11 protein-coding genes are annotated in these 11,782 nt (G+C 70.4%); 3 read left to right on the forward strand and 8 right to left on the reverse strand.

From position 1 onward, the window contains the following. The first annotated feature begins 4 nt into the window (after positions 1-4). Positions 5-730 (forward strand): TIGR03089 family protein, encoded by a 726-nt coding sequence (locus tag ACFQQI_RS06455; protein WP_378559632.1) that lies wholly within the window; start codon positions 5-7, stop codon positions 728-730. A gap of 4 nt (positions 731-734) precedes the next feature. On the opposite strand, the gene ACFQQI_RS06460 is transcribed toward ACFQQI_RS06455, so the two are convergent. The 7 genes from ACFQQI_RS06460 to ACFQQI_RS06490 form a co-directional block, all read right to left on the reverse strand. Then, on the reverse strand, positions 735-1,004 hold the full coding sequence (locus ACFQQI_RS06460; RefSeq protein WP_378559635.1) for a hypothetical protein: 270 nt from the start codon (positions 1,002-1,004) through the stop codon (positions 735-737). A 290-nt stretch (positions 1,005-1,294) separates the two neighbouring features. Then, entirely contained in the window at positions 1,295-2,071 is a 777-nt protein-coding gene (locus tag ACFQQI_RS06465) for an ABC transporter ATP-binding protein (protein WP_378559638.1), read from the reverse strand. Then, entirely contained in the window at positions 2,071-2,982 is a 912-nt protein-coding gene (locus tag ACFQQI_RS06470) for an ABC transporter permease (RefSeq protein WP_378559641.1), read from the reverse strand. Before ACFQQI_RS06470 ends, ACFQQI_RS06465 begins: the two co-directional genes overlap by 1 nt. Continuing rightward, a complete protein-coding gene (locus ACFQQI_RS06475; protein WP_378559649.1) occupies positions 2,979-4,982 on the reverse strand; it encodes a glycosyltransferase in 2,004 nt (667 codons plus the stop codon). Before ACFQQI_RS06475 ends, ACFQQI_RS06470 begins: the two co-directional genes overlap by 4 nt. Beyond that, positions 4,979-6,175 (reverse strand): UDP-galactopyranose mutase, encoded by a 1,197-nt coding sequence (gene glf, locus ACFQQI_RS06480; protein WP_378559652.1) that lies wholly within the window; start codon positions 6,173-6,175, stop codon positions 4,979-4,981. The genes ACFQQI_RS06475 and glf overlap by 4 nt, the downstream gene beginning before the upstream one ends. A gap of 6 nt (positions 6,176-6,181) precedes the next feature. Then, positions 6,182-7,105 carry a glycosyltransferase family 2 protein gene (locus ACFQQI_RS06485; RefSeq protein ID WP_378559655.1) on the reverse strand — a complete coding sequence of 308 codons (924 nt, stop codon included), beginning with the start codon at positions 7,103-7,105 and terminating at the stop codon, positions 6,182-6,184. Beyond that, complete coding sequence (locus ACFQQI_RS06490) at positions 7,102-8,055, reverse strand: glycosyltransferase family 2 protein (RefSeq protein WP_378559658.1); 954 nt, start codon at positions 8,053-8,055, stop codon at positions 7,102-7,104. Before ACFQQI_RS06490 ends, ACFQQI_RS06485 begins: the two co-directional genes overlap by 4 nt. A gap of 76 nt (positions 8,056-8,131) precedes the next feature. Between ACFQQI_RS06490 and ACFQQI_RS06495 the strand changes: the two genes are divergently transcribed. Beyond that, a complete protein-coding gene (locus tag ACFQQI_RS06495) occupies positions 8,132-9,232 on the forward strand; it encodes a S1C family serine protease (RefSeq protein WP_378559661.1) in 1,101 nt (366 codons plus the stop codon). Positions 9,233-9,248: 16 nt separating this feature from the next. Beyond that, on the forward strand, positions 9,249-10,211 hold the full coding sequence (locus tag ACFQQI_RS06500; protein ID WP_378559664.1) for a calcium/sodium antiporter: 963 nt from the start codon (positions 9,249-9,251) through the stop codon (positions 10,209-10,211). Positions 10,212-10,214: 3 nt separating this feature from the next. Here ACFQQI_RS06500 and ACFQQI_RS06505 read toward each other — a convergent pair whose 3' ends face one another. After that, on the reverse strand, positions 10,215-11,663 hold the full coding sequence (locus tag ACFQQI_RS06505) for an LCP family protein (protein ID WP_378559667.1): 1,449 nt from the start codon (positions 11,661-11,663) through the stop codon (positions 10,215-10,217). Positions 11,664-11,782: the final 119 nt, after the last annotated feature.

The raw sequence follows: 11,782 nt of genomic DNA on the forward strand, positions 1-11,782 counted from the left end.
GGGCATGAGTACCTTCGGCGACGTGCTGGGTCGACAGCTGCGACGCGAGCCGGGTCGGCCGCTGGTGACGTTCTACGACGACGCGACCGGCGAGCGCGTCGAGCTGTCCGTCACGACGTACGCCAACTGGGTCGCGAAGGTGGCCTCGCTGCTCACCGAGGAGCACGACCTCGAGCGCGGCCAGCGGCTCTGCGTGGATCTGCCGCCCCACTGGCTGGGGCCGGTGTTCCTCGGCGCCGCGTGGACGGTCGGGCTGGCGGTGGTCGGTCCCGACGACACCGGGATCGACGCGGTCGTGTGCGGTCCCGACTCGCTGGCGACGTGGGCGGGGCGCGCCGACGAGGTCCCGGTGCTGGCCTGCTCGCTGCTGCCTCTCGGCGTCCGGTTCGCGGATCCGGTGCCGCCCGGCGTCCACGACGTCGGCGTCGAGGTGTGGTCGCAGCCCGACGCCTTCACCCCATGGGACCCGCCCACCGGGGACGACCTCGCGACGGCGGGCGGCTACGGCGAGCGCACCCAGGCGGACGTCTGGGCGGCGGCCGCCGCCAGGAGCATGCTCACCGACGGCGGCCGTCTCCTCTCGGAGGCGAACCCGGCTTCCCCACCGGGACTCGCCACCTTCACCGAGCCGCTCGACAAGAGCGGCTCGCTGGTGCTGGTCGTCAACTCCGGACCGGAGCGGCTCGAGGCGACGTACGTCGCGGAGCGCGCCACGGCCCGCTTCCCTTGAGCGGTCAGCACCTCGCTCTGGTGCGCTCGACGCCCCGCGCCCGGTCCGCCCGGTCCGCCCGCGTCACCCGGTGACCCGGGTGGCGTGCCGCGCAGCGGTCGCCGTCCCGGTCCGCCCGGTGGCTCGTCAGCTGCGTCACGAACCCCTGCTCCTGCTGGTCGTGCACGACGTCGAGGCTGATCACGTTCGCCGCCGGCGTCAGCACCGCGAGCACGGCGCCGAGCGCCAGGACCTGCTGGCAGGCCGTGACGAAACGGATCTTGCTGGGTGGCATGAGAAGGGCTCTCCAGTGCGGGGGAAGTTCACACGGGACAGCAACTTTCACACGCGCCACAGCAGGCGCGGAAGGGAAAGTGAGTAACTACAACGCTGTAATTTCCACTCGACACGCCGATGATCTCGGGATTTGTCAAGAAATCTCAGCGTTGTAGTTTGCGCTCGCCTGGACCGAGCTTGCTCGGGCCAGGAAGCACGAGCCAGGTCGAGCAGCCGCGCGACCGACGAAGGAGGTCGCGACCGGCGTGACGAGACCCGGTGAGATACCCAGGGCCTCGAGTCCGACGGCTAAATATCCGCCCCGAGCTCGTCGTCTTCCTGCTCGGTCGCGTCCTCGTTGTCGCCGTCGTACTTCACGTACTTGATGCCGGCGTCGACGTCGCCGTCGAACCCGAGCTTGCCGCTCTCGAGGACGATGACGCGGTCGCACATCTTGCGGACCGACCCGGCGGCGTGGCTGACGTAGACGAGCGTGCGGCCGCTGTCGCGGACCTCCTGCATCCGCTGGAGGCACTTCTTCTTGAACGGCTTGTCCCCCACCGCGAGCACCTCGTCGGCGAGGAAGATGTCGGAGTCGACGTGGATGGCGACCGAGAAGCCGAGCCGGGAGTACATGCCCGACGAGTAGTGGCCGACCTCGGTGTCGAGGAACCGACCGACGTCGGCGAAGTCGACGATCTCGTCGAACTTCCGCTTGGTCTCCGCCTCGCTCATCCCGAGGATCGCCGCGTTGAGGTAGATGTTGTCGCGGCCGGTGAGCTGCGGGTGGAAGCCGGCGCCGGTGGCGATCAGACCGGCGATCCGGCCGCGGGTCAGCACCCGGCCCGAGTCGGGCCGCATGATGCCGTTGATCAGCTTGAGCAGCGTGCTCTTGCCGGAGCCGTTGAGCCCCATCAGCCCGATCGACTCGCCCTGCTGGACCGTGAACGAGACGTCGTCGACGGCCGTGAACGAGTTGGAGACCTCCTGGCGCTTCAGGCGGGCCATCGTGACCTGCTTGAAGGTGCGGTGGTAGCGGAGCGTGAACTCCTTGGTCACGCCGTCGACCACGATCGACTCGGTCATCAGAGTCGCTCCGGGATCTTGTTCTCGAGCCGGGAGAAGACCAGCTGGCCGAAGCCCAGGATCACCAGCGAGAGCAGCAGCGCGATGATCCCGCGGGTGAACAGGTGGTCGGGCAGGTTGGTGCTGGCGATGGCGTCCGGGTCGTCGGTCGTCCCCACCCAGAACGCGCGCTGCAGGAGCAGCACCGCGTTGGCGAGCGGGTTGACGAGATAGAGGTCGGTGAAGCCGTGGAACCGCTCGGCGACCATGGTGTACGGGTAGATCATCGGCACGCCGAAGCGGACGATGTTGTTGATGATCTGCACGACGTTGGAGACGTCGCGGAAGAAGACGTTCGCCGCGGCGAACATCAGCGCACCGGCCATCCCGATCGTGATGGTGATGAGCAGCGACAGGACCATCGCCATCATGCTCACCAGGTCGGGGGTCCAGCCCGTCCAGACGCAGGCGATCGCCAGGATCACGATCTCGGGGAGCACGTGGTACGACGAGACGAGCACCGCCGCCACCGGGAACATCTCCCGGGGCAGGGCCATCTTCTGCACCAGGCCCTTGTTGCGCACCACTGAGCGGGTGCCGGAGCCCAGGCACTCCGTGAAGATGCCGGTGATGATGATCCCGCAGAACATGTGGATCGCGAAGTTCTGCACGTCCTCGTGCAGCCCCATGATCACGCCGATCACGAAGTAGTAGATCAGGAACTGCGACAGCGGGTTGATGTAGGACCAGATCATCCCCAGGGCCGAGCCCTGGTAGCGCGCCGCGATCTCGCGGCTCACCAGCAGGCGGAGCAGGTAGCGGCGCCGGAAGACCTCGAAGAGACCGGTGGTCGCCGAGGGCGGCGCCAGCGGGGCCGGAGACCCCGGTCCCTCGGCCGGCGCCGCGTGTCGCCCGCGGACGGCGTGGCTCATACGGGATCCCCGGTCCAGGGGCGGAAGGTCTCCTCCCACGCCTCGGGCGAGGTGATCTGCGGGAGCTTGGCGCGGTACTCCGCGGAGAGCTCGGGCCAGCGGCGGTAGAGCTCGAGGTGCAGCTGCACGATGCGGCGCATCTGGTCACGGAAGAGCTCGGGCTCACGCTTGTAGAGCGCGGCCGCGGTCTGATCGGGCATCGAGACGACCACGGAGTCGTAGCGCGCGAGCCGGTACCAGCGGGCGTCCATCGCGGCGACCTCGGCCTCGGGGAACTCCCGCGAGAGCTTGCGCGGCGCGCGGAACTGGCGCAGCGGTGCGAGCGCCGCCACGACGAGCTGGGCCCGGCGCGTGGGCACCTCGAGCTCCTGGTGCGAGCGGCGGGTCGGCTTGCGGCGTACCGGCGGGAACGCGTCGGGGTCGGCCTGGAGCTGCGCGTCGGAGTACTGCTTGCGGAACGCGTTGACCTCGGCGAGCCGGGTCGGCAGCACCTCGTGGAGGCGGTCAGGCCCGGCGAGGACCTCCTCGAGCGCCTGCTGGCGCAGCTCGACCGTGGAGTACTGCATCGAGACGAGGTGGGCGATCGAGTTGTTGAGGCTCTCCCGGACCACGCGACCGCCGTGGGGGTACGGCGAGTGCAGCAGCGCCGAGACCAGCCGGTTGCGCTGGTGGAAGAAGGCCTGCCAGTCGAGCGCGTCGTTCTTGTCGGTCCACGGGACGTGCCAGACGGCCGCGCCCGGGAACGTCACCGTCGGGTAGCCCGCGGCCTTGGCGCGGACGCCGAACTCGCTGTCGTCCCACTTGATGAAGATCGGCAGCGACAGCCCGATCTCCTCGAGCACGACCCGCGGGATCAGGCACATGAACCAGCCGTTGAAGTCCACGTCGACGCGACGGTGCAGCCAGCGGGTCGAGCGCAGGTTGCGGGCGCCGAAGTCCCACTCCGGGAGCACGTGCTCGGGCGACATCCACCACCAGCGCCAGGTCTGGATGATCTCGCCGAAGCTGTGCAGCCGCGAGCGGGAGTACAGGCTGAACATGTGGCCGCCGACGATCGTGGGCCGGCGGGCCAGGTCGCCGAAGGTGACGGCGCGCAGCAGGCTCTCGGGCTCGCAGACGACGTCGTCGTCCATCATCAGGGAGTACGTCGAGACGCCGGCGCGCACGGTCTCGAGCTGGCCGCGGGCGTAGCCGCCGGACCCGCCGAGGTTGCCCTGCTCGAGGATCCGGAGCTTGCCCTGGACCGCCTTCTCGGCGGCCGGGAACTCCGCGGAGTCGACGACCTTCTTGGTGCCCTGCTCCATGACGAGCACCTCGTCGAGGATGCCCAGCACCTGCTCGTCGGCGCCGAGCTGGGCGACCAGCTTCGCGCAGAAGTCGGGCCGGTTCATCGTGGTGATCGCGACGGTGACCGTGCCGGACTCGGCCCGGTCGGCGGGCACCTCGGCGTCCCAGGTCGCGGTGACGACGGCGTCCTCGTCGCCTGCGGCGACGTCGTACCAGTACCAGCCGCCGTCGGCGAACGGGCCGAGCGGCAGGTCGAAGACGAACGTGCCGGTCTCGCCGTCCTCGAGCACGCGGGCGTCGACGCGCTGCGAGCGCCCGTTGGCCATCGACTTGTAGACGGTGACGCCGGAGCCGCGGCCCCGGAGCTCGACCGTCAGGCGGACCGTGTCGACGATCGTCCATCGCCGCCAGTAGGACGCCGGGAACGCGTTGAAGTAGGTGCCGAAGGACAGCCGGTCACCCTCGTGGATCCGCACCGCGTGGCGGTCGACGATCTGCTCGGGGTGGATGGTCTCCCCGGAGCTCACCGCCTGGCGCAGCGAGGCCCAGTTGAGCTCCTTGGCGGCCTTGTTGCCGCCGACGGCGTACTTGTCGGCGTCGAGTACGGCGGGGTCGGGGTCGACGTACAGCGGCAGGACGTCGACGTCACGGTCGAGCGGCATGATCTGCCGCTGCAGGACACGCCGCACGGTGCCGGTGGTGGAGCTGCTCATTCGTCGACGCCTCCGCTGGTGAGCGGCGCACCCTCGGCGAAGTGCGGCCGCAGCTTGTTCTCGAACATCGACAGGGCGGAGCCGATCGCCATGTGCATGTCGAGGTACTTGTAGGTGCCGAGGCGGCCGCCGAAGAGCACCATCGGCTCCTTCTTGGCGAGCTCGCGGTACTTCAGGAGCTTCTCGCGGTCCTCGGCGGTGTTGATCGGGTAGTACGGCTCGTCGCCCTCCTCCGCGAAGCGGGAGTACTCGTGGACGATCACCGTCTTGCCCGGCAGGTGGGTCTTCTCGCGCTCGGGGTGGAAGTGCTTGAACTCGATGATGCGGGTGAAGGGCACTTCCTGGTCGTTGTAGTTGACGACGCCGGTGCCCTGGAAGTCGTCGACCTCCTCGACCGACTCCTCGAGGTCGACGGTGCGCCAGGAGAGGCGGCCCTCGGCGTTGCCGAAGTACTCGTCGACCGGCCCGGTGTAGACGATCGGCACCTTGCCGACGTACTCGTCACGGACGTCGAAGAAGTCGGTCTCGAGCCGCACCTCGATGTTCGGGTGCTCGGCCATGCGCGTCAGCCACGCCGTGTAGCCGTCGACCGGGAGCCCCTCGTGGGTGTCGCTGAACCAGCGGTTCTCGAAGGTGTAGCGCACGGGCAGCCGCGTGATGATGTCGGCGCTGAGCTTCGTCGGGTCCGTCTGCCACTGCTTGGCCGTGTAGCCCTTGATGAACGCCTCGTAGAGCGGTCGGCCGATCAGGCTGATCGCCTTCTCCTCGAGGTTGGTCGCGTCCTCGGTGCGGATCTCGCTGGACTGCTCGGCGATCAGCGCGCGCGCCTCGTCGGGGGTGTGGGACTTGCCGAAGAACTGGTTGATCAGGCCCAGGTTCATCGGCAGGGAGTAGACCTGACCCTGGTACTTGCCGAAGACACGGTGCTTGTAGTCGGTGAAGCTCGTGAACCGGTTGACGTACTCCCAGACCTTCTCGTTGGAGGTGTGGAAGAGGTGGGCGCCGTACTTGTGCACCTCCACGCCGGTCTCGGGCTCGCGCTCGGAGTAGGCGTTGCCGCCCAGATGGTGGCGTCGCTCCAGCACGAGCACGGTCAGCCCCAGCTCGGTCGCACACCGCTCCGCGATGGTGAGGCCGAAGAATCCGGAGCCGACGACGACCAGGTCAGGGCTGGAGGCAGGGGTCGACGACATGGCTGGTCAGTCTACGGATTCGGTGGGCACGAACCGCATTCCCCACGCGTCGCGCATGGCCCGGATCACATTCGACGCCTCGGCCCGGCCTCCGCGGACCGGCGAGAGGAGCACGACGACCGCCGTGATCAGCAGCGGCTTGAGGCGGACCAGCGCGTTCTCGCCGTACCGGAGGTGGACGGCGAAGAGGTTCCGGTACATGTAGTAGCCCTTCCAGCCGCTCAGGTCGTGCTGCTGGTCGAAGTCGAGCTGGCGCACCAGTACGGCGTCGCGCGCCGCCAGGATGCGGAACCCGGCCCGGCGGGCGCGCACGGCGAAGTCCACGTCGTCGTAGAAGATGAAGTACGACGCGTCGGGCAGCCCGATCGCGTCGACGACCGAGCGGCGGACCATGAAGCCCTCGAAGGCGACGTTCTCGACCTCGACCACCTCCGGCATCCGGTCGCGACTGCCGAAGTCGGTCTCGACCATCCCCCGCTTGGGGCGGATCGCCAGCGGGTTGCGCAGGTCGAAGCGGGTGGCGGCCTTCTCGACGAGCCGGCCCGCCGAGTCCTCGCGGACGGCCATCAGGCAGTCGTCGTCGCGTGCCATCAGCACGGTCAGGCAGTCAGGGGCCGGGACAACGTCGTCGTCCATGAGCCAGATCCGGTCGAACCCGCGCGCGTAGGCCTCGCGCACGCCGTGGTGGAAGCCGCCGGCGCCGCCGAGGTTGTCCTCGGAGCGGAGCACCTCGAGACCCGGGAGCCCCGTCCTCTCCTGGGCCGCGGCGAGGACCTCGGGGGTGTGGTCGGTGCTGGCGTTGTCGACCACGATCACGGCGTCGGCGGGGCGCTCCAGCGCGGCCAGTCCCTCGAGCATCCGGGCGAGCAGGTCGGCCCGGTTGTAGGTGACCACGACGATCGCGACGGTCTCGGCGGTCTCGGCGGTCATCGCAGGAACCTCTCGTGCCCGGTGAAGTCGCCGCGCAGCCCGGCGTACATCGCCCGGAGGCTCAGCCCGAGCCGGCCCGGGGAGGGCCTGGTGAACGCGTAGAACCAGATGGTCTTGGCGACGAACGCCAGCGCGTGCGGCCAGCCCTTGTAGTCGCGCAGGTTGACCAGGTTGTTGCGGGCCATGCAGTAGTGCTTGAGGTCGCTGGGGCTGTGGTTGTACGTCGTGCGGCCGAACGCCATCGGCGACCCGAGGTCGCCCACGGCAGGGTGCCGGACCTGCGCGTCGACGACCGTCGCGATGCGCGCGCCCGCTGCCTCGGCGCGCAGGCGGTACTCGTGGTCGTCGCCCCAGATGAAGAACTCCGCGCGCGGCAGCCCGATCCGCTCCACGAGCTCGCGGGTGACCAGCACGCCGTTGAACGGGATCACGATCCCGTCGATGCGGCCGGAGGTCGCGGCTCGACGTACGTCGTCGAGGCGGTGCACGACGCGGGTCCCCCCGGGCAGCCGGATCGGGAAGACCAGCCGGTCGGGGGCGGCCTCGTCGACCACCAGCGGCCCCCAGAAGTCCAGGTCGGGCTCGGCGAGCAGGCGTGCCAGGCAGTCGCGGTCGGGCAGCCCGTCGTCGTCCATGAGCCACACCAGGTCGGCCCCCCGCTCGACGGCCCACGCGAGGCCCTCGTGGAAGCCGCCCGCGCCGCCGGCGTTGTGGTCGAGGGTGCGGCCGAGCGCCGGCGTCACCGGGTGGTCGTCACCCGCGTCGCGGTCGGCCAGCCCGGCCAGCCACTCCCCCGTGCCGTCGGTCGACGCGTTGTCCACCACCAGCACCTCGCCGAGCTCCGGCACCTCGTCGAGTCGCTCGACGAGCCGACGCAGCAGGTCCAGCCGGTTGAACGTGACCACCACCGCGACGACACGGGGGCCGTCGTACGGCTGTGGCTCGGTCACGGCGACCACCCTAGGGGGTGGTCGATCGCCCGAATCGGGTGGTGTCGGAGCGTCGGGCCGCGGACATCATGCAGGCGTGACGGACCAGCCGACGGTGCGGTCGACGGCCGGCGCCGACCGGGCCGACCGGGCCGACGGGAGGGGCCGACTGCTCTCGGGGCTCGTCGGCGGCGTGGTCGGCGGCCTCGTCGGAGGAGGCCTGGTGGCGCTGGCCGGGTGGGCGGCCGACTGGGGGTCCGATCCCGCGAGCGCGGCAGTCTGCGCCGTGGACGACGTCGCCGTACGGGCGCTCCCGTCGGTGGTGACGATCGCCGCGAAGACCCCGGAGGGCGGCGGGACCGGTTCCGGTGTGGTCTACGACCTCGACGGCGAGACCGTGATCATCACCAACGAGCACGTGGTGGCGCCCGGCGCGACCCAGCCGACGGCGGTGGCGATCACCTACACCGACGGCCACTCGACGCCGGCGACCATCCTGGGCGCCGACGCGCTCACCGACCTGGCGGTCCTGGCGCCCGAGGAGTCGTCCGAGGCGGCCGAGCCGATCCGGGTGGGCGACTCCGGCGCCCTCGACGTCGGTAACCCGGTCGTGGCACTCGGCTCGCCGCTGGGGCTGACGTCTACGGTCACCAGCGGCATCGTCAGCGCGACCGGGCGCTACGTGCGGGTGCCGGGCGCCGGCGGCGGGTCCGCCCACCTGGTCGGAGCGATCCAGACCGACGCGGCGATCAACCCCGGCAACAGCGGGGGCGCCCTGGTCGACTGCGACGCGCGGCTCGTCGGCATCAACACCGCCGGGGCGTCCCCGGCCGGCGAGGTCGGCAGCAGCGGGCTGGGCTTCGCGATCCCGACCGTGCTCGCGCTCCCCCTCGTCGATGAGCTCGCGGAGAACGGTCGCGTCGCCCACCCGACGCTCGGGCTGCGGGTCCAGGCGATCCCGCCGGATCTGGCGGCCCCGGGCCGGCTGTTCGTGCAGGGAGTCGACGCCGACGGGCCCGCCGACCGTGCCGGCGTGCAGCCCGGCGACGTACTCGTCGAGATCGACGGCCGGCAGCTCCAGAGCCCGGAGGACCTGGTGCGGACCGAGCTCGAGCTCGCCGCGGGTGACGACGTCGAGGTCGTGCTCTCCCGGGGCGGGGAGGAGATCACGCTGACGCTCACGGCCGAGTCGTCATGAGGACGCGCGGCGGCTGATGGACCTGTTCGGCGTCCTCGTCGGGCTGGTGCTGCTGGTGGTGGGCGCCGAGCTCGTGGTCCGCGAGGGCTCGGCCCTCGCCGCCCGGATGGGCATCCACCCCATCGTCGTGGGGCTGACGGTCGTCTCCCTCGGCACGAGCCTCCCCGAGCTCGCCGTCGGCCTCGACGCGGCGGCCCGGGGCAACGGCGGTCTCGCCGTCGGCAACATCGTCGGGACCAACCTCGTCAACCTGCTGCTCATCCTCGGCATCGCAGCGGTGATGGCGCCGGTGAGGTTCGAGCAGCGCACCATGCGGTTCGACCTCCCCGTCATGACCGGCGCCGCGGTCCTGCTGCTCCTGCTGGCGCTCGACGGCGCCCTCTCCACCCGCGACGGCGTCTGGCTGTGCCTGTACGGCGTGGGCTACCTGGCGGTCCTGACGATCTCCAGCGTGCGGGCCGCGAGGCAGCGCGATCCCGACGGCCCGGAGGTCGCGGAGGTCCCGGAGCAGCCGGGCGGTCACCCGGTCGTGCAGACGGTGGTGCTGCTCGTCGGGCTCGGCGTGATCGTCGCGGGCTCCGACCTGCTCGTCGACGGAGCGGTGGGCATCGCGAACGACCTCGGCGTCGATGACGCCATCATCGGCCTGACCGTGGTCGCGATCGGCACCTCCGCCCCCGAGCTGGTCACGACCGTCGTCTCGACGCTGCGCGGCGACCGCGACATCGCGATCGGCAACCTGCTGGGCTCCAGCGTGCTCAACATCGCCCTGATCCTCGGGCCGACGGTGATCGCCGCGCCCGGCACGATCCTGGTGCCCGACGACGTCCTCGCCGTCGACCTGCTGCTCATGGTCGCCGCCGCGGTCGTCTGCATCCCGGTCTTCCGGAGCAAGAGCCGCCTCGGCCGGGTCGAGGGCGCCGTCTTCGTCGCGGTCTACCTCGCCTACCTGACGTGGCTGCTCAGCACCCGGCTGTAGCGATCAGCAGGCGGCACCCAGGTCGTCGGACTGGTTGGCGGCGTAGCCGGTGGAGAGCGAGCCGAGCGAGCCGCCGGTGACGGCCTGCGAGCCCTTCTGCTTCTTCGGCTTGCCCGCCGTGCCGGTCGACGGAGCGTCACCCTCGGCCAGGTCGATCGCCTCGGCGACCTTCGCCTTCACCAGGCCGATGTCCGGGTCCGCGGTGTTGATCATCGGCGGCACCAGCGAGAGCGTCGAGACCTTCTGGCCGCGGGCCTTGAGACCCAGCTGAGCGAAGGCGTCGAACTCGCCGGCCGGGATGTTCGTCGAGACCATCGCGGTGCTGGCGGAGGCGATCTTCGCGAAGTTCGTGACCGCCGTCTGCGGGCTGACCTGCTGGAGCATCGCGCCCATCACGCACTTCTGGCGCGCCATCCGCGAGTAGTCGTCGGAGTCGTCCCGGGCCCGGGCGAACCAGAGCGTGTCGTGGCCGTCGAGCTTGCGCACCCCGGGCTCGATGTAGCCGGTGACGTCGGAGCCGAGGCCGCCGACCGGGATCGGCTGCCGCACGTTGAGCGTCACGCCGCCGACGGCGTCGACCAGGTCCTTGAACCCCTCCAGGTTGACCATCGCCCAGTAGTTGATCGTCAGACCGGTGATGCCCTCGATCGCCATGACGGTCGCGTCGACGCCGGGGTGGTCGGACTTCGGGAAGAGCCCGGTGTTGTCCTCCGCCCACGTGCTGACGCCGTTGAGGTAGTCGGCGTCGAACCCGTCGGGGAACTGCTGGCGCATGACCGAGCCCTTGACGAACGGGAAGTTCTGCATGTTGCGCGGCAGCGAGATCAGAACCGTCCGACCGGTGTCGGCGTCGATGCTCGCGACCGTCATCGAGTCGGGTCGCAGGCCGGTGCGGCCGGCGCCGGCGTCACCGCCGAGCAGCAGCACGTTGTAGCGGCCGTCCTGGGCGCCACTCACGCCGCCGTCGCCGGACATCGCCAGCACGAAGGACCGCTGGACGCCGACCAGGTGCGCCCCGAAGAGCAGCCCGGCCGCGATCGAGAGGCAGAGCACGCCGTTGACCCCCACGGCCGCGCGGCGCTGGGCGAGGCTCAGCGACAGCGGCTGGCCCAGGCGCCAGGCGTCGATGAACAGGTAGGCCCAGCCCACGGCCAGCGCGGTCAGCAGGAGTCGCAGCCACAGCAGGGCAGACGGGTCGAACGTCACCCAGAAGAAGAAGTCGTGCGAGAAGAAGCCGACCAGCGACGACACCACCGCGGTCACCACCAGCACCGCCCACGTCCGCATCGCAACCCGGCCGACCCGGCGGTTGCCGTAGACCAGCTGCGCGGAGCCCGGGAGCACCAGCGTCATCAGCATCAGGGCGACGGCGCGACGGAAGCGGACGCGCGCAGCGCGCTCGCTGGCGGTGAAGCGCGAGGGGTGCGACCCGGGGGAAGGGGCGGGCGGCATCGAGATTCCTCTCGAGAGCGACGTACTGGGGAAGTGGTGTTGCCCCGTAAGTATCACCAGTCACAGAGGCAACATCGGTCACGACGCGCCGGTTGGTCTGGGACATGGGGCGACCCGGT

Origin of the sequence: Nocardioides sp. GCM10030259 (assembly GCF_042666375.1) — a bacterium.
Classification (GTDB): Bacteria; Actinomycetota; Actinomycetes; order Propionibacteriales; family Nocardioidaceae; genus Nocardioides.

What these genes read in the sequence shown, in the direction of transcription:
- ACFQQI_RS06455 (WP_378559632.1), top strand. Translation starts at nt 5, where the DNA reads ATGAGTACCTTCGGCGACGTGCTGGGTCGACAGCTGCGACGCGAGCCG.
- ACFQQI_RS06460 (WP_378559635.1), bottom strand. Translation starts at nt 1,004, where the DNA reads ATGCCACCCAGCAAGATCCGTTTCGTCACGGCCTGCCAGCAGGTCCTG.
- ACFQQI_RS06465 (WP_378559638.1), bottom strand. Translation starts at nt 2,071, where the DNA reads ATGACCGAGTCGATCGTGGTCGACGGCGTGACCAAGGAGTTCACGCTC.
- ACFQQI_RS06470 (WP_378559641.1), bottom strand. Translation starts at nt 2,982, where the DNA reads ATGAGCCACGCCGTCCGCGGGCGACACGCGGCGCCGGCCGAGGGACCG.
- ACFQQI_RS06475 (WP_378559649.1), bottom strand. Translation starts at nt 4,982, where the DNA reads ATGAGCAGCTCCACCACCGGCACCGTGCGGCGTGTCCTGCAGCGGCAG.
- glf (WP_378559652.1), bottom strand. Translation starts at nt 6,175, where the DNA reads ATGTCGTCGACCCCTGCCTCCAGCCCTGACCTGGTCGTCGTCGGCTCC.
- ACFQQI_RS06485 (WP_378559655.1), bottom strand. Translation starts at nt 7,105, where the DNA reads ATGACCGCCGAGACCGCCGAGACCGTCGCGATCGTCGTGGTCACCTAC.
- ACFQQI_RS06500 (WP_378559664.1), top strand. Translation starts at nt 9,249, where the DNA reads ATGGACCTGTTCGGCGTCCTCGTCGGGCTGGTGCTGCTGGTGGTGGGC.
- ACFQQI_RS06505 (WP_378559667.1), bottom strand. Translation starts at nt 11,663, where the DNA reads ATGCCGCCCGCCCCTTCCCCCGGGTCGCACCCCTCGCGCTTCACCGCC.